16 protein-coding genes and 1 pseudogene are annotated in these 21,866 nt (G+C 47.8%); 9 read left to right on the plus strand and 8 right to left on the minus strand.

Going from position 1 to position 21,866, the window contains the following annotated elements; translation table 11 throughout:
* The first annotated feature begins 46 nt into the window (after positions 1 to 46).
* The 4 genes from EQP46_RS06770 to EQP46_RS06785 all read left to right on the plus strand — a co-directional run bounded on the left by EQP46_RS06770 (position 47) and on the right by EQP46_RS06785 (position 5,427).
* On the plus strand, positions 47 to 955 hold the full coding sequence (locus EQP46_RS06770; RefSeq protein WP_129492912.1) for a LysR family transcriptional regulator: 909 nt from the start codon (positions 47 to 49) through the stop codon (positions 953 to 955).
* Positions 956 to 1,060: 105 nt separating this feature from the next.
* Complete coding sequence (locus tag EQP46_RS06775; RefSeq protein ID WP_129492913.1) at positions 1,061 to 3,043, plus strand: alkyl/aryl-sulfatase; 1,983 nt, start codon at positions 1,061 to 1,063, stop codon at positions 3,041 to 3,043.
* A gap of 315 nt (positions 3,044 to 3,358) precedes the next feature.
* A complete protein-coding gene (locus tag EQP46_RS06780) occupies positions 3,359 to 4,387 on the plus strand; it encodes a polyamine ABC transporter substrate-binding protein (RefSeq protein WP_129492914.1) in 1,029 nt (342 codons plus the stop codon).
* Positions 4,387 to 5,427, plus strand: a complete 1,041-nt coding sequence (locus EQP46_RS06785) for a histone deacetylase family protein (RefSeq protein ID WP_129492915.1) — start codon at positions 4,387 to 4,389, stop codon at positions 5,425 to 5,427. The genes EQP46_RS06780 and EQP46_RS06785 overlap by 1 nt, the downstream gene beginning before the upstream one ends.
* A gap of 115 nt (positions 5,428 to 5,542) precedes the next feature.
* Here EQP46_RS06785 and EQP46_RS06790 read toward each other — a convergent pair whose 3' ends face one another.
* The 4 genes from EQP46_RS06790 to EQP46_RS06805 form a co-directional block, all read right to left on the minus strand.
* Positions 5,543 to 7,180, minus strand: coding sequence for a toxin-antitoxin system YwqK family antitoxin (locus tag EQP46_RS06790; protein WP_240671678.1), 1,638 nt, complete (start codon positions 7,178 to 7,180; stop codon positions 5,543 to 5,545).
* A 150-nt stretch (positions 7,181 to 7,330) separates the two neighbouring features.
* The gene (locus EQP46_RS06795) at positions 7,331 to 9,235 is read right to left on the minus strand and encodes a toxin-antitoxin system YwqK family antitoxin (RefSeq protein ID WP_129492917.1); all 1,905 of its coding nucleotides are present in this window, start codon (positions 9,233 to 9,235) and stop codon (positions 7,331 to 7,333) included.
* Between the two features lie 4 nt (positions 9,236 to 9,239).
* Positions 9,240 to 11,537 (minus strand): hypothetical protein, encoded by a 2,298-nt coding sequence (locus EQP46_RS06800; protein ID WP_129492918.1) that lies wholly within the window; start codon positions 11,535 to 11,537, stop codon positions 9,240 to 9,242.
* 344 nt (positions 11,538 to 11,881) lie between these two features.
* Positions 11,882 to 13,195 (minus strand): anaerobic C4-dicarboxylate transporter family protein, encoded by a 1,314-nt coding sequence (locus tag EQP46_RS06805; RefSeq protein ID WP_129492919.1) that lies wholly within the window; start codon positions 13,193 to 13,195, stop codon positions 11,882 to 11,884.
* Positions 13,196 to 13,594: 399 nt separating this feature from the next.
* Here EQP46_RS06805 and EQP46_RS06810 point away from each other — a divergent pair, with 399 nt between their 5' ends.
* Both EQP46_RS06810 and EQP46_RS06815 read left to right on the plus strand, forming a co-directional pair.
* On the plus strand, positions 13,595 to 14,359 hold the full coding sequence (locus EQP46_RS06810) for a nuclear transport factor 2 family protein (RefSeq protein ID WP_129492920.1): 765 nt from the start codon (positions 13,595 to 13,597) through the stop codon (positions 14,357 to 14,359).
* A gap of 115 nt (positions 14,360 to 14,474) precedes the next feature.
* Positions 14,475 to 14,651 (plus strand): DUF6435 family protein, encoded by a 177-nt coding sequence (locus EQP46_RS06815; protein WP_129492921.1) that lies wholly within the window; start codon positions 14,475 to 14,477, stop codon positions 14,649 to 14,651.
* Positions 14,652 to 14,706: 55 nt separating this feature from the next.
* Here EQP46_RS06815 and EQP46_RS06820 read toward each other — a convergent pair whose 3' ends face one another.
* From EQP46_RS06820 to EQP46_RS06830, 3 genes are read right to left on the minus strand one after another with little or no spacing between them, the layout of a single operon-like run.
* Entirely contained in the window at positions 14,707 to 15,096 is a 390-nt protein-coding gene (locus EQP46_RS06820) for an HIT family protein (RefSeq protein WP_129492922.1), read from the minus strand.
* A 1-nt stretch (position 15,097) separates the two neighbouring features.
* Entirely contained in the window at positions 15,098 to 15,574 is a 477-nt protein-coding gene (locus EQP46_RS06825) for a dual specificity protein phosphatase family protein (protein WP_129492923.1), read from the minus strand.
* 41 nt (positions 15,575 to 15,615) lie between these two features.
* Positions 15,616 to 16,212: a TetR/AcrR family transcriptional regulator gene (locus EQP46_RS06830; protein ID WP_129492924.1), complete on the minus strand. Its 597-nt coding sequence runs from the start codon at positions 16,210 to 16,212 to the stop codon at positions 15,616 to 15,618.
* A 201-nt stretch (positions 16,213 to 16,413) separates the two neighbouring features.
* Here EQP46_RS06830 and EQP46_RS06835 point away from each other — a divergent pair, with 201 nt between their 5' ends.
* The 3 genes from EQP46_RS06835 to EQP46_RS06845 all read left to right on the plus strand — a co-directional run bounded on the left by EQP46_RS06835 (position 16,414) and on the right by EQP46_RS06845 (position 21,509).
* On the plus strand, positions 16,414 to 17,535 hold the full coding sequence (locus EQP46_RS06835) for an efflux RND transporter periplasmic adaptor subunit (protein WP_129492925.1): 1,122 nt from the start codon (positions 16,414 to 16,416) through the stop codon (positions 17,533 to 17,535).
* A gap of 3 nt (positions 17,536 to 17,538) precedes the next feature.
* Positions 17,539 to 20,589, plus strand: a complete 3,051-nt coding sequence (locus tag EQP46_RS06840; RefSeq protein ID WP_129492926.1) for an efflux RND transporter permease subunit — start codon at positions 17,539 to 17,541, stop codon at positions 20,587 to 20,589.
* 389 nt (positions 20,590 to 20,978) lie between these two features.
* Positions 20,979 to 21,509 carry a hypothetical protein gene (locus EQP46_RS06845; protein ID WP_129492927.1) on the plus strand — a complete coding sequence of 177 codons (531 nt, stop codon included), beginning with the start codon at positions 20,979 to 20,981 and terminating at the stop codon, positions 21,507 to 21,509.
* A gap of 75 nt (positions 21,510 to 21,584) precedes the next feature.
* On the opposite strand, the pseudogene EQP46_RS06850 reads toward EQP46_RS06845, so the two are convergent.
* Positions 21,585 to 21,866 (minus strand): annotated as a pseudogene (locus EQP46_RS06850) (IS4 family transposase); the annotation flags it as partial.

Here is a 21,866-nt window from a genome sequence, read left to right on the forward strand (position 1 = left end):
TTTACCGTGATAAGCTTACATTCTTAACCATTGCTTAATGAAATCCATGCTACGCAATTACGATTTGAACCTTTTGACGGTTTTCGATGCCGTCATGACATTAGGCTCTGTGGCAAAAGCCGCCGATAAACTCAACATGACCTCAGCAGCCGTCAGCCAAAATCTTTCTCGGCTTCGCGATCATGTTGGCGAACCGCTTTTTGTTCGACAAGGCCGCGGCATTCAGCCCACTCAGCAAGCCATCAACATGCACAAACACATAGCTGAGGGCCTCAGCGCCATTCGATTTGGCTTAGAAGCAAACACCTCGTTTGATCCGGCCACCAGCACAAGGGAATTTATGCTGGGCGGACATGCCTATTTTGATCTTGCCGTGCTACCGCAATTATTGCGCCGACTCAGCGAGATAGCGCCAAATGTCACCGTGAATTTAACGCCCTACGAAGACAACCATTTCACGCCAAGTCAGGTGCTTAGTGAACGTGGCGTGGATTTATTCCTTTCATCGTTGCCTATTAGTCACCCTTCCGTTATTACCGCGAAAGTGTCTGACGAAACCCTTGTGGTGACCTACGCAAAAGATCACCCGCGGATAAAAGGAAAAATCAGCCTTCAGCAGTTTTTTTCGGAGAAACACACCGCACTCACAAGCCGACGTTTCGGTAGCTTTATGTTTTCTAATCTGATTGAGAAACCCCTGCCTACGCGTAAAGTGCATTATCAAAGTGATTCCATGCTCAATTTGATGGCCACCGCAGCCATAACAGATTTGCTGTGTTTTACGCCGAAGCGCCTCGCGGATTTGTGGGCAGAAAAGCTCGGATTAAGCGTGCAACCTTTGCCTTTTGAAATCCGCCCTATCCCCACATTTGTCTGTTGGCATAAAGCGAAACAGCATGACGAAGGCATCACATGGCTTCGTCAGCAGATAGAAGAAATCCTCTCATATAGTTAAGCCCTGCTTAATAATGGATTATTGCAGCACGTATCGTTCTCCACACGCTGCTTCCTTATAGTGACGCTCGTTTCCTGTTCTATTAACGAAGAAAGCGAGATCACTATGAAAACAATATTCCAGCCTACGTTAATCGCAGTATTGATTGCATCAGTCAGCGTGCCAGCCATTGCGCACACTTACACACCAAACACCAAAGCGCCGACGGCAACAACCCAAGCCTTCGCCGCAGAGCAACGCGCCACGCTTCCTTTCTCAGATAAAAAAGATTTTGAATTAGTTGAAAAAGGGCTTATCGCACAACAAGACAACCTCGAAATCAAAGATGCCAACGGCAAAGTGGTATGGGAACTCGGTAACTATGAATTCCTGCTGGACGGCAAAGACTACGACAGTATTCATCCAAGCCTTCAGCGCCAAGCCCAATTGAACATGCACCACGGTTTGTACAAAGTCACCGACCGCATTTATCAAGTGCGCGGTTACGACCTTGCAAACATCACCTTTGTTAAAGGTGACACAGGTTGGATCGTCTTTGACCCGCTAACCGTGCCTGCAACCGCGAAAGCAGCGCTAGATTTTGTGAACAAAGAACTTGGCGAGCGCCCTGTGAAAGCCGTGGTATATAGCCATGCACACGCTGACCACTTCGGCGGCGTAAAAGGCATCGTGACCCAAGAACAAGCTGACAGCGGTGAAGTAGACATCATCGCCCCACGTGGTTTCTTGCATCACGCTGTGGCAGAAAACGTCCTTGCGGGCAATGCCATGTCGCGTCGCGTGACCTACCAATACGGCAACGCACTTGAAAAAGCGGCCACAGGCCAAGTCGATGCGGCAATTGGTAAAGGCGTCGCGCAAGGGGAAGTCAGCCTTATCGCGCCTACCACGGTGATCAATGAAGAAACGGAAACCAAAGTGATCGACGGCATCACCATGGAATTCCAAAACACCCCAGGTACAGAAGCACCGGCGGAAATGAACACCTTCTTCCCGCAGTTCGATGCGCTCTGGATGGCAGAAAATACCGTTGGTGGCCTGCACAATGTATACACCCTTCGCGGCGCAGAAGTGCGTGACGCAAAAGCGTGGAGCAAGTACATCAATGAATCTATTCACATGTACGCCAACAAATCTGACGTGATGTTCGCCTCTCACAGTTGGCCTCGCTGGGGCAAGGAAGAGATCAATCACTTCCTTCGTAAGCAACGTGACATGTACGGCTACATTCACGACCAAGCACTACGCATGGCAAACCACGGCGTGACCATCAATGAAATTCAAGATGAGTTCCACGTGCCAGATGTGCTTGCAAATGAATGGTACAACCGCGGCTACCACGGCAGTTACCACCGTAATGCCAAAGCCGTGATCAACAAGTACTTGGGTTACTTCGACATGAACCCAGCCACACTGCGCCCTCTTGCGCCTGCAGATGCTGCACCAAAATACGTCGAAGCCATGGGCGGTATAGACAACGTGCTAAGCGTCGGTCAAAAAGCCTTTAATAACGGCGAGTACCGCTGGTGTGCGGAAATCGTCGACAAAGCGGTATTTGCCGAACCAACCAATCAGAAAGCGCGTTACCTACAAGCCGACTGCTTGGAACAATTGGGTTACCAAAGTGAATCTGCGGGCGAGCGTAATACCTACCTAATGGGTGCGTTTGAGCTTCGTAACGGCACACCAAAAGGCGATGCGACCAAAACAGCAGGCGCTGATATGGTTGTTGCCATGGACACCGAGTTGTTCTTGGATTACCTCGGCGTGCGTTTGAACGGCACTAAAGCGGCAGGCATAGATTACACCATTAACTTCGTACTGCCAGACGTGAACGAAACCTTCCTGGTGGAACTGGAAAACGCGCACTTGAACAACCTTAAAGGTATTCAATCTGACAACCCAGACATGACACTGACGATGAACCGTTCAGAATTGAACAAAGTCTTGATGGGACAAGCAAGCATTGCTGACCTCGTGAAATCTGGCAACGCCAAGGTTGAAGGTAATGGCAAAGCGTTGAGTGACATTGCTAGCACAATGGATAACTTCGACTTCTGGTTCAACATCATCGAACCAAAGAAGTAATCATCACACGCTAGACATGAAAACAGGTTTTTATCACGCCTGATTCGACAAAACCTCCTCATCTCGGGGAGGTTTTTTTATGCCTTCCTCTCCCGTAGCTCAAGATGGACACGGCACGTCGTCAACGTAATGTCTGGCTTATTATTCTCCTGAGTAATGAGACCAATACATTGTCGGGGTGAGATCAATTGAAATGACGTAAAAACCCATAAATTCAAGGGATTTATTGCGAGTCAGTTCGTTTTCCTATGTAATTCGCGCGCGCAATATTGCGTGTTATTAATAGAAATCATGTTTTCGGAAAACAGTACATAAATGAAAAAATCCTTTGTTATCGCAGCGACGTCTAGCCTGCTTTTCTCCGCCTCAGTGCACGCCGAACAATTCTTGAACATCTACAACTGGTCAGAATACCTTCCTCAACAACTGATCGAACAGTTCACCAAAGAAACCAACATCAAAGTGAATTACTCCACGTTCGAGAGTAACGAAACCATGTACGCCAAGTTGAAACTGCTCAACGCAAAGGGCTACGATTTGGTGGTGCCTTCGACGTACTACGTTTCTTTGCTGGCACAAGAAGACTTGCTGCACGCATTGGACAAAAGCAAAATTGCTGCCTTTGCCAACCTTGATGCGTCTATCCTTAATCAACCGTTTGACCCAGAAAACCGCTACTCCCTGCCATACATGTGGGGCAGCACCGGCATGGGTTACAACGCAGACATGGTTGACGGTAAAGATGTTAAGCGTTGGGCAGATCTTTGGAACGATGATTTCGCAGGCCAATTGCTCCTGACCGATGACGTACGTGACGTGTTCGGTATGGCGCTCATCATGAATGGACACAGCGTTAACAGCCGCGATGAGAATGAAATTCGCCAAGCCTATGAAAAGCTGAAAACGCTCAAACCGAACGTGACCCTGTTCAATTCAGACGCGCCGCATACCCCACTGATCATGGGCGAAGTAAACGTCGGTATGCAGTGGAACGGCACCGCGTATCGCGCAACGGTTGAAAACCCAGCCATCCACTATGTTTACCCAGAAGAAGGCACGATTTTCTGGATGGACAACATCGTCATTCCAAAGCATGCAGAGAACAAAGATGCCGCTTATGCCTTCATCAACTTCTTGATGAAACCGGAAAACCAAGCGGTATTGGTGGAAGAAATTGGTTATGCCGTGCCAAACCTAGGCGCGCTAAAACACCTTCCTGATGCGCTGAGAAACAGCGACGTTATCTTCCCTCCCACAGAGGTGAAGCAGAAAGGTCAATTCCTGTCAGACATCGGTGATGCCGTGTCTATCTACAACCAATACTGGCTGGAGCTAAAGAAATAATGAAGGTTATCTACAGCGAGAAGCAAAAGCTTCACCAAGTAAAATACGAATTCCTTGGCGGCGAGCCAACGGCGTGTTTTGAAAAACCAGAACGCGCAGACATGGTGCTTAACGCCATTAATAGCGATGGCGGCTATCAGGTTATTGAACCACAAACGTTCGGCACCGACCCAATGTTGTGGGTGCATACCCCAGATTACGTAGAATTCCTGCAAAACGCATGGAACGAGTGGGAAGCCACTTACGGCCCTGAACATGATGCGTCACCGTACTGCTTTGCCCCAGCTCGCCACCTTCGTAACCGCGTGCCTAAAGACATTGAAGGCAAACTGGGGTACTACAGTTTCGACATGACTGCAGCGATAACCAAAACCAGCTTTGACGCCATTTCATCTGCCGTCGATTGCGCTCTTACAGGTGTTGATGTGCTGATGAATGGCGAAAACGCCGCATTCGCATTGTGCCGTCCGCCAGGTCACCACGCTGCGCCAGATTTGATGGGCGGTTACTGCTACATCAACAATGCCGCCATCGCCGCCGAAGGCTTGCGCCGCCAAGGCCACGAGAAAGTCGCGATCCTAGATATCGACTACCACCACGGCAACGGCACCCAGAGCATTTTCTACGACCGTGACGATGTGCTTTTTGTCTCGATTCACGGCGACCCAGATTACGATTACCCGCACTATTTGGGGTTTGATGATGAACACGGTGAAGGCAAAGGCGAAGGCTTCAACCTCAACCTGCCATTGCCACAAGGCAAAACCGATTGGTCGCTGTATCGCCCAGCCCTTGAAACCGCCATCGCGCGAATTCGCAGCTTTGGTGCTGAGTCTCTGGTGGTTTCATTGGGTATGGACACGTATGAGCACGATCCAATCAGCCACTTCAAACTCAAGCTTGAAGACTACCTGAACATCGGGAAGATGGTTGGCGAGCTTGGCCTGCCAACGCTGTTTGTGTTTGAAGGTGGTTACGCGGTTGACGACCTCGGCCACAACACCGTTGCTGTGTTGAACGGGTTTAAGTCCGCCTGCTAACTGCAGATATCGCAAACGAAAAAGCCTCACAAAAGTGTGAGGCTTTTTGCGAATCTAGCTTCGCTCCGTTTCAAAGGCGCTGAGATACGACGAAATATCAATCATTAAACTGCAGCTAATTTTCAAACTGCAACTGTCCAGCATCACTACCATCAGGATATTGTCCGGTCCACATACCCACTTTCTCCCCTGCGCGATAAACACCCGACCACATTGCGGTTTTACTTTTTTCAGGAATAACGGTTTGCCATTCTCCCTCTTCCTTGCCGTCCACAAAGTTGCCTTTTGACCAAAGCGTACCGTCATCCCTGTATGATTCTGAAAGGCCATGCTGAATACCGTTGTCATAGGTGTCCAACCGATCTAACCCTCCCAAACGGTAGTATTTTTTAACTTCACCATGGTATTCGCCCTTCTTGTTATAGTTAAAGACGCGCTTACCATCCCAGTCATACTCCCAATAACCGTATTTCTCACCCTCAAAATACTCGCCCTGCTCGATGATTTCACCAAACTGTGTCACCGAAAATTTGCCATGCTTAACACCATGTTTATAGTGCTGTTTCCTTGCTTTATGATCCACGAGTTGAGTGAAATACAGGTTATGATATTCTCCATCAATGGTTTCCGTACGATGCGATAGTTCGCCTTCGTCAAAAAACTCAGTCAGCTTCCAAGCCTTACTTTCATCTTCCTGAAGCCTTGACGTGACAACACCCTTTCGATATCGATATTCATCACTGGTACGTTCGCCGTTTTCATTGAAACTCACAGAGAGATCGAAGGTTTTCTCGCCTTGTTGATTGAATTCTTTTTTCGCGATCAAACGACTGTCAGCGTCGTATTCATAAAGGGTCTCAACAACATCACTCTGCTGATGAAATACGCGCTGCTCACCCACTTTCTTTCCATCCATATAATGATAGATTTTCGTGGTATTTCCGACTTCGTCATACTCAGTTGAAACGCCATGCAGCTCGCCAGCAACAAAGTGTTGTTCAGACGACAGTTGGCCATCGCCATACCAATTCAGCGTCACGCCATGCTCTTCATTGTTCTTGTAGTTTTGCTGTTGAATTTTGTTGCCGGCTTTGTCGTACCGATTAAACACACCTTCATACTGATTAAACGCGGATTGACCGTCACTCTTTAGCTGCCCGTCAACATAGTACGCTCGGTATTTCCCATGGCGCTGACCATGTTGAAAGTTCATCTCGTAATTTATATTGCCATTTGGGTAGTAGTTAAACATCGGCCCATGCATCTCTCCATCAAGCCAAGTGGTTAAAGACCTGACGGAACCATCATGCTGATAGCTGATGCTTTCACCCGTCTGTTTTCCATCCAACATTTCAAATTCTTCAGACACGTGACCATTTGAATAGAAGACCTTTTGCGCCCCATTCAAAACACCGTCCACATAATGTTGTTCTTTTTTCAAATCGCCAGAAGAGTATGTCTGCTTCAATCCGTGTTCTTTGCCTTCACTATTTTTGTGTCCCTTAGATTTAATCACCCCTTTCCACGTATAGTACTCATAGTCCCCAACGATGTTCCCTCTCGCAGGCTCTTTGGCGTTAAACCCACCTTTAAAGTAGACAGTGTCGTACTCAACAAAATAGACAACCACCGGCCACTTTCTGTCTTGCTCCGCAAGAGGCTCCGTTATGTAGTACTTGGCCTTCTTATCACCGGTAACCAGCTTTAAACTGGCATCAAGTAATATTCGTTCCGCAAAAACCGATGACGTCATCAATAGTGAACATATCATGAGTGTGGCTAGCGTAAAAAAGCGCATCAATCCCTCGCTAAATGCTTTTGGATAAAATTATTTCTCAATAAGAAACGGCACCCTTCTGGGTGCCTAGATATTGCCTGGTTATAGCTTTGGTTATAAATAGGGCTATTTGTCATCACCAAACAGGAACGACGACGCATCGTCCTCATCACTGCTCTTTACATATTTCCCCATGTCATAGCTTTGTGTCTGATAAATACGGCCATCAGTTCCATAGGTATCGATATCGCCATCCAACTCATCATCGACATAACGTTCAACGCGTTTTAAATCGCCGCTTTCACCAAAGTAATAGAAGGTGCCTTGCTTGCGGCCTTGAAGGTCATATTGCTCGCGACCCAGCTCATAACCTGCCGCTGATTGCGCATACCACTTCCCGTTTTTTTTGCCTTGTTGATAGCTGCCAGACCAAAGCACAACATCGTATTCATGGTCTTCTTGATGTTGCCATTGCCCGTCTCTTTCGCCATCAACATAGTTACCCTTAGCGAGTAACATGCCGTGGTGGTTGTAGTTTTCGGTAAAGCCATGACGTTTACCATTGAGGTAATGCTCCGACGTGGTTCGCTGACCACCCGCGTTCACCTGAGTCAGTTCGCCATGCAGTTGGCCTTTGCGGTTATAGTTCTCAGTGCGGACGGTGCCATCGAAGTGCATGACCCAAGTACCGCTTTTCTTACCTTGATGGTAAGTGCCACTTTCTACTGGTTCACCCGTCGACGAAACAACAAGGCGCTTGCCATGTCGGACCCCATGTTGGTAGTGGGTCGTTTCCATGTTGTTTGTATAGACATCCAATTGGATAAAAGCCTTGTTTCGCTTCCCGTTAACTTCTTCTGAACGGCGTGTCAGCTGGCCACTGTTGTCGAAGCGCTCTTCCAATTCCCATTTCTTCTGAGCATTTGTTTGAATACGCGAGATCAGCACACCGTCACGATATGTCTTCTCATCGCTGATTTTTCTTTGGTTGGGGTAAGAGGCAACATATTCGTAGGTCAATTCACCCTTCTTATTGAATCGCGTTTTAGACCTAACTTTGCCGTTATTGTTGATAATGGTTTCTTCTTGCACCGCATCAACTTGGTCGAAATACGTTCGCTGTGCGCCTCTTTGTTTTCCTTTAACGAGGTTGTTGGTGCGTTCTAAGTTGCCGGATTCATAATAGTGCGTCACTGCGCCATGTTGTTTTCCATCGCGGTAGTGCTCCTCAAAGCGCAGCTTTCCTCCTATATGCCACCCACGGACAACACCGTGTTTCTTTCCCCTCTTGTATGGGGTTTCTAGGTACAAAAAGCCATTCTCGTTGTAGGAGTAGCCGAGCCCGTCTGTCTTATCATCAACGTAATTGACGCGATGCGAAACTTGCCCGTTTTTATAGAAACTGGCGTATTCACCATGCACTTTGTCCATCTTGTAGTTGACGCTGTAACGCTTCGCACCATTTGGGTAGTAGTACAATTGAAGGCCATCTGACATTCCATCAACGAAGTGAAAACGGTGCGACACCGTTCCATCTTCAAAGTAATGGATGTTCTCCCCCTCTTTGTTACCGTTTCGGTTGGTGTATTCTTCTTCAACGCTACCATCTAGATAGAAGCTTCGATTGATTCCGTGCCTTTTGCCCGCAACAAACTCAGCTTCTTCAATTAACACACCATCTTCGTTATATAAGCGCGTTAACCCTTCATACTGCCCTTTCTCGTTCCGTCTACCGGTAGACAGCAAGTTGCCGTTGTCATGATAAATTTTGTAATCGCCGACAGATTTCCCTGTGGAGATATCCGCGCTGTTAAACGTACCCTCAAAATTGAGTATTTCCCCACCCTGAAAGTAGACGTTAACAGGCCATACGCCATCTCGTTCAACCAGAGGTTCTGCGAGGTAATAACTGGCTTGAGATTCGGTTTTAACAATATTCCAGTCGTCATCTAACCAAATGGGAGCAGCCCAAGCTACCGACACGCTTAACAACGATGCGAGAGGAAATATATGCTTCAGTATCGATTGCATCACCTTACCCCTTCTTGATCGGTGGGAGCTTGGTAACAAAGGTTCTTTCTAGCGGGTCACCTTCAATACTGTAGTGTTCGACACGAGAAATCTTGCCCGACATTTTGATATATTTGCGCTCAAAGAGCGTCTCTGAAAGCGGGCTATCAAGGGCAGTTAGCGCATTACCGTAACGATCGACCGGCAACAGTTTTTCGCCATGCTTATCGAATATTCGATAGCCGCTGATAAACTGTTTCACAGTTTGCTCATGGTCGAAATCGACCACCGTACTCACATCGATCAGCCACGGAAGTGGGCTTGGGTTAATGGCGACTTCATCCCAAGAAGGTTTACCTTCACACGCAAAGCGCGTGGTGATTTCTAAGTCGTAGAAATAGCGTCGTATGCCATCTGGTGTTGTGAGTTGATAGGCCGACGTATTGTCTTCAATTTTTGTCGGCCCACCCGCGACGTCGTTGCTGGTTTTCGATTGCGGTTTCCATACCAAAGAATGACCGTTAATTTCTGGCGCGTTATCAATGCTAAATTGACACACGTTCTCCCATTCATGCGGTAGAGCGATAACCGCGTTGTGAAATGATTCGGTAGCAATAGCCAAGTCATTATTGAAATCAAACGTCGATGCTTGCTCGCTAGGTGTTGTCTCGTCTTCACCATCGAAGAAAGAATCATTTTGCGGCACTAGGCCCATCGGCGGCATTTCAGCACTGGACAAGAACAACGCTTTGTCCCAGAACACAACTTCACGAGTAAAGCTTGGAGCGTCACTTAGACGATGCACAATGAACGTCACTTCAGTCGGTGCCGCTAATAGCCTGACGACCATTGTCTGCGGTTGAAGCACTGGGTTCCCCAAAAAGCTAAACATTTGCTTCGAGCTAGGAACCAGCCATTGCGGGATGGTTTGATCTGATGGGAAACTGATTTGTCCTTGCATACCACCAACAACGGGCGCGAGACGGCTATGGGAGGTATTGGCATATTCAAGTCGGTATTCGTTTTGTGTTCCTGCAACCAAGGTGGCGGTGAGCGTAATGTCTCCCAACTGGAATGTTTGTGTTTTCCCGCCCTTCCAAGGCAGGTTGTAACGCGTTTCTGACGCATCGAAGTAATCAATATGCGCAGCAAGGGTTTCCAGTTCTTCGAGCTTGCTGCCGATATTCCAGCCTAAGGGCTGAACGTCCGCGGAAATATTCATCCCTTGATCGATGAATTGCTGATCTAGCGGTGAAGCAAACATCACATCGAGAGGCTGACCATTGCTAAACGCTGTCACATCACGAAAAGCTATACGGCCTAACGGTTGTTCCCGAGCGATATCCGTAGGGTAAGAAAGCAAAAAGCCCGCCTCTTGTTCAAGCATCATCCCACGCTCATAAGGCAGAACATCCTCAGCAGTTAGCAAAACGTTTGATGGATTGCTATCTGGTAAGGGGGACATATCAAACCAATGCTCCTCTTCGTCATAGAAGGTGTTGTTAAATATTTCAGCGTACGTGCCGATGGCTTCTTCTTCAGGAAGCATGGCAAAAGCAAATTGCGTCATCTTGGTTTGGCCGTAAACCTCAACGGGAAGATTCATCACAAGCAGCATTTTTTCTAACCAACCCGTCGCACGATTGATTTCTATTTGGCCAAATAGCTGTTTGTCTAAAGAAGGTGTTTCTGCCGAAGAAGTTCCCGAGACCTGAGAAGAAGCTTCTTTGTCTTGCGAAGACATCGTTGCATACACGGTGCTTTCAGAAACAGACTTAAGCGTTAAAGTGACTGGAACGCCTTTAAAATTCGTCAATTGAACTTGGCTGCCTTCCTTCACTGGAATAGATTGAATGAATCCTGGTGCGGTAATTGTTGATTGCAAGCCGTTAATCAAGATCTGACCACCTCGATCGACAAACGTCTCCCATTGGTCTTTATTTCTTGCCGTAAACTCGGATAGCTCGCCGCTTTCCGAATTCAGAGAAACATCAAAGCCAGCGCTAAATATGTTCTGTATCTGCTGGTTACTTCTGGACGAATCCACACTTGAAAAGCCAGAACGCCCTATCGCAAATTGCAAGTGCTCAGGTGTAACATGCAAGCTCAGCGCGCCACCCGCTTGTTCCACTTTATAATGAAGCAGACTCTCGCTGAGCATCACCGTTTCAGGATGAGTTGCCAGATCACGGGTGGTATGGGCGTACGCCCAGTAGCGTTTTTCATCACCTATCTCTGGGGAGAAAGTGACAGACTCACCACAAGCTGTAAGGAATAAAACGATTGGTAAAAAAAGAGTTCTAAAACAATTATTCTGGTGCATCCATCTATTCCAAAACAAATAAAACCGTAAGTAGGTGGGGACAACAAAGGCGATCGGAGCATCATCTAGCAATGGCTAAGATCACACGGTGTTTTCTCGCTGTATTTGGCATGTAAACTATCCATGTTTAACTCAAGTTTCAGGTAACATTTTGCCAACAGTCACTCTTCAACGCGCGCTATATTTACACCACAACATATTGATTTAAAATTCGATTCTAGATTTCCGCGCCGACTTCAAATATTGAACTGAATGCATTTGCAACTAGCATTTTTATGACAGTGAACAATAAAAAAACCGCCTCGAAGGGCGGCTTTTTGTATCGCTAGTTTCAGCGTCAGTAATTACAAAACAAAACCTGCAAAGATAAAGCCGAAGATAATACTGAACACCATGCTCAACAGACCAGGGATCATAAAGCTGTGGTTGAAGATGTACTTACCAATTTTGGTGGTGCCTGTGCGGTCAAAGTCGATTGACGCAATGATTGGACCGTAGTTAGGAATGAAGAAGTAACCGTTCACCGCAACGAACGTCGCAATAATCACTTCCACCGGTAACTCAAGTGCAATGGCGACTGGCACCAATACTGCCGTGGTCGCACCTTGGCTGTTTACCATGACAGACAAACCGAACAGCGCAAATGCAAACGTCCACGGCGCCACTTCTACAAGCCCAGACACGGTTTCTTTCACGATGTCTCCGTGACCTGCGATGAAGGTGTCACCCAACCACGCAATACCAAAGATTGCTACGATAGCGCGCATACCTGCATGGAACACTGAACCTTGCGTGATTTCATTACCATCAGGCTTACAAATCAAAATGATCAACGCACCCATTGATAGCATAATGATTTCAATGGTGTGTGCCATGCCCATGGCAGAACCGTCAAACTGAGGACGAAGTGCTGGGAATGCACCCATGATGACTACCGCCAACGCACCAAACAAGAACAGGCCAACCGCCGTTTTCGCTTGTGGTTTAACCACGATTTCCGCCACTTCCAATTCTTGTTCCATCTCTTGACGGAACGCAGGATCTTGCATGCGACGTTGGTATTCAGGATCGTCTTTCAGCTCTTTACCCAGCTTGTTCACAATGACACATGCTGCGGCCAAACCAAGGAATGTACCAGGAATGGTGATTGCCAAAACTTGCGCCAGCGTAATGCCTTGCGGCTCAAGGAACGCAACCAAAGCAACGACCGCTGCGGCGATTGGGCTCGCCACGATAGCAAACTGTGAAGCAATAACAGCCATACCCATTGGACGCTCAGGACGTACACCACTGCGACGGCTCACTTCCGCAATAACAGGAAGCACCGAATACGCCACGTGGCCAGTACCCGCGAGGAAAGTAAAGAGGTATGTAACAAGCGGTGCGATAAAAGTGATGTGACGAGGATTTTTGCGCAAAATGCTTGAAGCGATCTTGATGAGGTAATCCAAACCGCCTGACGCTTGCATTGCCGCAGCCGCAGCAACAACCGCCATGATCATAAGCATCACATCAATCGGTGGGCTGGTAGGTTGAAGACCAAAACCGAAACTCAGAATGGCAAGACCGACTCCACCCAGAACACCTAACCCAATCCCGCCGATGCGAGCTCCTATAAGAATACAGCCGAGAACTATGAAAAACTCGATGAAAAACACATCAATCTCCTTGATGACAACGTTAATAATGAACTCGCGCATCATAGTTATTTGGCATCGCGAAATATTAGGTTTACATCACAGATAGGTTGCAACCAATTAGAATGAAATATCATGCTTTCAATAGTTTGGACTCATATCTACTTTTTAGGGGTTTACATAAATTGAAAAGAAATGGCGGAAATTTAGTGCTACAAACTTAAACAGGCAGCAGAACATACCCATTTTCTCTTCAGAGACTGGGCTTGAAAAACACGGCTTTGTAAGGCATTTAGCCATGAAACAGAGAATCTTGAGACATTGATTCAAAGGATACTTTCTCTGACTGAAATCCGAGACGCTCCTCATGCCTACAATCCGCTACACTCGTTTTCAAGCAGTATCAAGGGAATGAAATATATGAGTGCAGAAAGGAAGCAATGGATCCACGATCTCCTCAAAAAAGGGATAGAAAACGGCGACGCAAACGCTGTGGCTGTGGTGGATGAATCACAATATGTACAACACAACCCCATGACCAAAGAAGGCGGCATTGGGCTTGCAGAGCTGTTTGCCCGCCTTTCGACGACCAATCCTCATGTAGAGATCATCCGGATTTTTTCCGATGGCGATTACATCTTTGCCCACACCGAGTATGACTTCAGCAGCGAGAAAATCTGCTTTGAAGTCTTCCGTTTTGAAGGCGACAAAACGGTTGAGCATTGGGATAACCTGCAAGCAAAACAAGCGCCGAATGCTTCGGGACGCTCAATGACAGACGGTGCGACACAGCTCGAAGATATCGACCTGACGGAAAGCAACAGAGCCACCATTAATGCGTTTGTTAACGATGTACTCATCAACAAACAAGTGCATCTCATGCTTGATTACATGGATGCAAACAACTACAGCGAACACAACCCCCAACTCAGCGATGACATCGATTCATTGATTGCAGCGCTGGGTACGGCAGACCAACCCGCCACCCTGCTCTATGAAACCCATCACCGTACGCTTGCCGAAGGCAATTTTGTTTTGAGTGTCTGTGAAGGTTTTAGAATGGGCGAGCACACCGCCTTTTATGATTTGTACCGCATCAAAAATGGAAAGATTGTAGAGCATTGGGACACCGTTGAAACGGTTCCCCCACGCTCGGAATGGAACAATGAAAACGGCAAGTTTTAGCGTCTGCGTGTTCAACGTAGATAAAAAGGCTTTCGAACCAAGAAAACGACCTACTCACTGATCTTGGTTCAAAGTCACTGCGTAATCATCTGAAACCATCACACAGGGATTGCGCATGTTTTCATTTTTCAACAATGACCCGACGAAAAAACTCAGAAAAACGTATAACGCAAAGCTAGAACTAGCCATGAAAGCCCAACGTAAAGGGGATATTAGGTCATACTCCACCATCACCGAAGAAGCCGAACAAATTTGGCAAGAAATAGAAAAACTCGAAAAAGAAAAAGCCTAAATCCACGCCAGCGCATTGCGGCCAATGCGCTGATTACTCTACAAAGCTAATCAGCTCAAAACTCCTCGAAAACGCCCCTCAATACACTGATTGACTGAATGTCTCCGCCATCGCTCACCCATCCGAATTTATCACCTTCGAATCGAGGGAAAATGTGTAAGTGATAATGCCCAAGATCGTTAAACATCCCATTGTTTTGCATAAAGGAGATTCCATCCGGCTTAAACGTATTTTCAATACGCTGATAGAGATCTTTTGCCACTCGTTGAATTTCTTCGTTTATCTGTTCAGGTAATTCAATAAACGTTTGGTAAGGTCGCGTTGGGGCAATCAAAAGATGACCCACGTTGATTGGCTCATGATCTGCGAAAGCGATCACATCTGGAGATTCGTACACAATCACCGCGTCTAATTCTCTCGCCACAATTTGTTCAATGATTGTCATTTCATGCTCCTTGCTCAAAAGCCGCCAACACTTTCAACGAAAACACATCCCAACCCGGGGCGGTAAATGCGATATCTCGAATGCCTTTGATTTGATGGTAAGCGTCATTAGCGCTCATCTTTTGCGAATGCATCAGATAGGCGGCGAGCGCAATGCCTGTTCGATCTTTTCCAGAGCGACAATGTACGATGACTTTTCCAGATGAGCGATGGCGAGCGATGAATTCAACAATGCGAGGTAAAGCGTCAAGGCAGAAACTGACATCACCCTCAAGCGGTGGCGCGCTGCTTGATAGAGGGATATGTGCGTAGTCGATTCCACACTCTTTAAGGCGCGCGATATGCACGCCTTCTCCATCATTCACGGACAAAATTGCAGTGATACCAGCATCAGCGAGTTGAACGATATCCCAGGGTTCTTTATCGGGACCAGAACGACCACCCACTGCGTTATCTTCTACCCAGAATACATGTTCCATTGCGTCACTCACTCCTTGCTCTTGAAATCAATGAGGTGTGCCTACTCCACCCCACACGCCCCTAACACCACATTGACAACATGTTCGATCTTATCGTCGATGTCCTTCCCTTCTGGGATAGCGCGCATTTCGAAGACTTGCGGCCACAGGAACATACCGTTGAACAGGCTCGAGTAGGTGTTCGTGAAAAGCTCGGGGGTCATGTTTTTAAGTTTGCCCGCTTCTAGCCCTTCAGCAAACCATGCAGACAGTGCTTTGGCATTGTAGAGCTTGGAAATGATGGAGTGTGCCATGTCCGGTTGGCGCAGAAACTCGATCAGGATGACGCGCGTGAGCGGAATGCCGTAGGAGTGATAAAGAATATCGACCTCCTTTCGGCTAATCGCTTTTAGCTGCTCATACGCGCTGATTTCTGGGTCAAACGGATAGCTGACGGTTTCATCGATCGACGCTTGAATGATGGTCAGTACCGACTCAAACAACACCTCTTTGCTTTCAAAATGGCGATACAGCGTGCGCTTCGACACTTCTGCTGAGGTGCAGACTCTGTCCATGTTTGCAGCGATAAAACCATGTTGAATAAATTCTTCTCTCGCCGCGTTGATGATGGCCAGACGTTTTTGTTCCGAGCGTGTCATTACATTTCTCCGTTTACCGACACACCAACTTTAGCAAGGCAGATCACCAAAGTATACTTTTGAGTTTACCTTTGACAAAAACACACCTAAAATAAACTCCAGAGTTTACTTCTTGCCGATAGAACGGCTTAGAAATAACCAATAAACACATAAACCTTCAAACAGCGGTCGCGCCTGACCCTTCTTTCTAAGGAGAAAAAGGTGAACATGGTTTCTAAAAAGTCAGCATTGGCAACATTCAAAGCCAATACCCTCGCTGCGAGCATCGCGGTGTCTGTCCTTCTATTGAGTGGCTGTGGCGAGAAAGAGGTTCAGCAAGTTGCCGCCCCCGTAGTTAAACCAGCCCTTACCGAACTTGTGTCCGCACGTGGCAGTGATGAACTGAGTTTCAATGGCGTGATCCGTGCGGCTGAACGTGCTGATCTCGCATTTCGTGTTGGCGGCCGTCTCACCGATGTGTTTGTGAAAGAAGGTGATCAAGTCAAAGAAGGCCAAGTGTTGGCAGTGCTTGATGCGCGTGATGCGAAAACCGCGTTGGAATCCGCCAAGCTAGAACTGAAAAACACCGAAGTGGAATACCGCCGTGCGAAGGCGATTTTCGACAAGAGCCAAGCCATTTCTAAAAGTGATTTGGACGCCATCACCACGCGCTACGACTTAGCCAAGAACCGTGTGGACGATGCAACGCGTCAGCTTGAATACACCGAATTAAAAGCCCCTTTTGACGGCATCATTGGCCGTAAATTCGTCGATAACCACGTTCAAATTCAAGCGAACGAAACCATCGTGGCGTTGCAGGATCTGAGTGATTTGGAAGTGGTGATCAACATTCCTCACAAAGTGATGTTGTCTGGCCTCAATCAAACCAAAGCCTTGGCAGAACTGTCCGCGATTCCGGGTCAACAATTCCCGCTGGTTTTGCGTACTTATGCCACCGAAGCTGACCCTGTTTCTCAAACCTACCCAGTAGTGTTGGGCTTTGATGACATGAAAGGCTTCCGCGCCTTGCCGGGCATGGCAGTGAAAGTCGTCCCTGCTGACGCAAGCGATGGTCAAGAACAAGCGCAAGTTCTAACCGTGCCTCTCACCGCGGTCGTTCCTGACAACCAAGGCAAACAGTTTGTGTGGGTGATCAACGCAGACAACAAAGCTGAGAAACGCTTTATCGAGGTCGGCGCGCTAAGCAAAAACCGCATCGTCGTCAAAAGTCACCTCGCGCAAGGAGAGCGTGTGGTAATCGCAGGTGTGTCAAGCATTCGCGAAGGGTTGGAAGTGCGTCCTTACACAGACAAAGCGTCTGCTAAAAATAATGGCGGAGCGTAACCGATGGACTTAGCACGCATTACCATCGCCAAACGCACCAGTGTTTGGGTATTGATTGCCCTCACGCTGCTGGGTGGCTACATCAGTTATTTGAAGCTCGGGCGCTTTGAAGACCCTGAGTTCGTTATCCGTCAGGCTGTTATCAATACGCCATATTCAGGTGCAACGGCACAAGAAGTGTCAGACGAAGTCACGGACGTGATTGAAGGCGCGGTCCAATCGCTTCAAGAACTTAAAGAAGTGAAATCCGTGTCGAAACAAGGCATGTCCGAAGTCACGGTCGAAATCAAACTCGAGTTCGCCAACAGCGCGGCGGATTTACAGCAAGTGTGGGACAAACTTCGCCGCAAGATTTCCGATGTGCAGCGACAGCTCCCTCCCGGCGCTGGTCCTTCTATCGTCAACGATGATTTCGCCGACGTGTATGCCCTCTTCTTTGCCGTCACCGGTGAAGGGTTTACCGACAAGCAACTGCAAGACTACGTCGATACGTTACGTCGTGACTTAGTGCTGGTGCCAGGGGTTGCAAAAACCGCCACGTTAGCCGAACAGCAAGAAACCATCTTTGTTGAAATCTCCAGCGAACGTTTAGCGAAATTCGGCGTATCTGCGGAAAAAGTCTACCAAGTGCTGCAAAAGCAGAACATGGTGACCGTCGCAGGCAGTATCGAAACCGACGCCATGCGTATTCCGGTAATTCCAAGCTCAAGCATTGATTCGTTCGCTGACTTGAAGAACCTGCAAATCGCCGTTGGCAACAACAATACCGTGCTGCGTTTGGGCGACATTGCTGATGTGACACGCGGCTACAAAGAACCGGCATCCATGCTGATGCGCTACAACGGTGAACGTGCGATTGGCTTTGGTATCTCCAATGTCACCGGCGGTAACGTCGTCGACATGGGCGATGCGGTAAAAGCACGCATTGCAGAATTGGATGACCAACGCCCCTTGGGCATGGAACTGCATGTCATTTCCATGCAATCCGACTCGGTGCGTGATTCTGTCACCAACTTCATTGATAACCTGATTGCCGCTGTCGCCATCGTCTTTGTCGTTTTGCTGCTGTTCATGGGCGTGCGCTCTGGCGTGATCATCGGTTTTGTTCTGCTGCTGACCGTCGCAGGTACACTGTGCGTGATGTTAATTGAAGACATCGCCATGCAGCGCATTTCATTGGGTGCGTTGATCATCGCGCTGGGCATGTTGGTCGATAACGCCATCGTGGTGACCGACGGTATTCTGGTGCGCTTCCAGCAAAACCCAGATGAAGACCGTGAAACCATCGTCTCAGACGTGGTGAATGCCACCAAATGGCCATTGCTTGGCGGCACGGTCGTTGGTATCTGTGCGTTTAGCGCAATTGGTTTGTCCCCTTCCGACATGGGCGAATATGCGGGTTCCCTGTTCTGGGTGATCTTGTATTCCATGTTCCTAAGTTGGGTGTTTGCCGTCACCATCACGCCGATGCTTTGCTTGGATTTCCTCAAAGTGAAAGCGGCAAAAGCCGACCAAAAACCGGGCCGCGTCGTCACCGCCTACAAAGGCTTGTTGCAATGGGTATTGGCGCACCGCGCACTGAGTTCACTCATGCTACTTGGCACACTCGCCACCGCCATGTGGAGCGTGCAGTTCGTGCCGCCGGGCTTCATGCCTGAATCGCAACGTGCGCAGTTTGTTGTGGATGTTTACTTGCCGCAAGGCTCTGACATCAAACGCACCGAAGCATTAGTCGCGAACATTGAAAAAGACGTGCAAGCCAAAGAAGGCATCACCAATATTTCTAGCTTCATTGGCGGCGGTGGTTTGCGTTTCATGCTGACCTACGCACCCGAAGCGCGTAACCCAAGCTACGGCCAGTTGCTGATCGACATCGACGATTACAAGAAGATCGCGCCGCTGCTTAGCGAGCTGCAAGATGAACTGTCAGAGAAATACCCTGATGCATCTATCAAGGTATGGAAGTTCATGCTCGGTCGCGGGGGCGGCAAGAAAATTGAAGCGGGCTTTAAAGGCCCAGACAGCGCCGTGCTGCGTGAATTGGCGGAAAAAGCCAAAGTCATCATGCTGAACGACCCAAACTTGATTGCCGTGCAAGACGATTGGCGTCAGCAAGTGCCTGTGCTCCGCCCCGTGTATTCCGCGGAAGACGCACAACGCTATGGGTTGACCACACAAGAGATCAACCAAGCGATTGCGCAAACCTTGTCTGGTCGCAGTGTAGGTGTGTACCGCGAAGGCGACGATTTGATTCCAATCGTGGTGCGCTCGCCAGAAGCGGAACGTAACCACCAGCGCGCGATTGAAAACACCGAAGTGTTTAGCCATACCGTCGGCGGTTTCATTCCTGTCAGCCAAGTCGTCGAATCTGTCGACGTGGTGTATCAGGATGACATGCTTCGTCGTATTGACCGCACCCCAACCATTCTGGTGCAAGCTGACCCTGCCCCAGGTGTGTTAACGGCGGATGCGTTCAACAAAGTTCGCACGGAAATTGAAGCCCTTGAATTGCCACCGGGTTATACCCTGAAATGGTACGGCGAATACAAGGCATCAAAAGACGCGAACGAAGGCTTGGTGATTTCAGCGCCTTACGGTTTTGCCGCGATGATTTTGTCGGTCATCTTTATGTTCAACGCGATCCGTCAGCCGTTAGTGATTTGGCTAACTGCCCCGCTCGCCATCATTGGTGTGACAGTCGGTTTAATCATCTTCCAAACGCCGTTTGAATTTATGGCGATACTCGGCTTCTTGAGCCTGATCGGGATGATGGTGAAAAACGCCATTGTATTGGTCGACCAAGCCGACGTAGAAATCAAAGACGGTAAAACTGCTTACCACGCAATTATCGACGCCGCACTCAGCCGCGCAAGACCAGTATTGCTGGGCGCATTGACCACCATCTTAGGTGTCGCTCCTCTCTTGGTAGACCCATTCTTCAAGAGTATGGCCGTCACCATCATGTTTGGTCTGCTGTTCGCAACCATCCTGACCTTGGTGGTGATCCCGCTGTTTTATGCGATTTTCTTTAGGGTGAAGGTGGAAACGGTTTAAGCGCTAGAGCTGAAAAGTAGAAAGCAAAACGCCACGTGATCACGTGGCGTTTTTGTAGGTGCTGAAAGCACAGTGATTTTGGTCAAAAGTGTGTTGGGGAACTGAATTTTTAGGCATCAAATTGCTTAATTTACTGTACTATCAACAGTGTCAATGCACAGTATGCGATACTGTTTCAATAGAGATCGTGATGGGTAGAGTGAAAACATCACATTTTTAGATCGGGACACCCGATTTCTACAATTGCTAGTTTGGCATAAATGGTTATTTGGCTGATTTCAATCACTAGATTTAAAGTCTGTACTGCTGTAAGCGGACTAGTCGGGCGTCCCGATGTTGGACTAAACGGGCAAGTTGCCCGCTAATAAGTTGTTAGGCAATTCAAGAGTATGAGCACAGAATTAGTAACTCAATTAATCATTTTAGCTACAGCCCTTGTTGGTTTGTATAAAGCTGCAACGTTTAAATCTGCGGAGAGTTCCTCTGATGGCAAAGCTGAACCTAGTCCCGTTTCAGAAGCAGTCGCAGGACTTTTAAACTTTGTAGGCATATTCGCATTTATGTTAGCAATGCCTGCTTTTATCTGGGCTTTTACAGCAATCACATCAAATATAGGTTCATCGTCAAGTAGAAGTGAAGCAGTTCAATACACAATTCCATATGAAGTTAGTAAAACACCTACCCAAACAGAGCTTATGTTAATTGCAGCATCTCAGATCCCATATGATTCACCTAGAGGTTCCGCGTTAGAAAAAGTATCTGATTTTGCAATCAAAGCAGGTGATTATAAAGTGGCTGTGTTAGCCGCCTCATCAATACCATATGAATCTACAAGAGGTTCTCAACTAGAGAAAGTTGTTGCCTCAATTGAAAAACAGGCTGGTGAAAAATTGCCTAACAAGAAAATCAACAAGGACTAAAAACAGCGGGCTGTTCGCTCCGCTCCATTTTATCCCACTATTTTTAGCCTGTTATTTAGGCGCTGAAGGATCCCCTCATAATTCTCCCAACCCAGAAGAATGTGTCAGCCTCTGATACTCGAGCATAGCCCACTGATATTGCTGTTCATTGATGCAATATCGTCGGTGGTTTCTCACCTCTCTACCTAAACGAGGAATGGAGAGAACGCGACGATGTTTAATGGTGTTGGCTTGAAAGTCGTATTGCCATTTCGCTTTTGTTGCAATGAGGCCATTCCACCACATGAGTAGCTCTGCCAGCAGCGCAATCAATAACAAGACGTTGAGGCGCTTGATACAACGCGTTCGGTTATGCCG

Source organism: Enterovibrio baiacu (assembly GCF_004120195.1).
GTDB lineage: Bacteria > Pseudomonadota > Gammaproteobacteria > Enterobacterales > Vibrionaceae > Enterovibrio > Enterovibrio baiacui.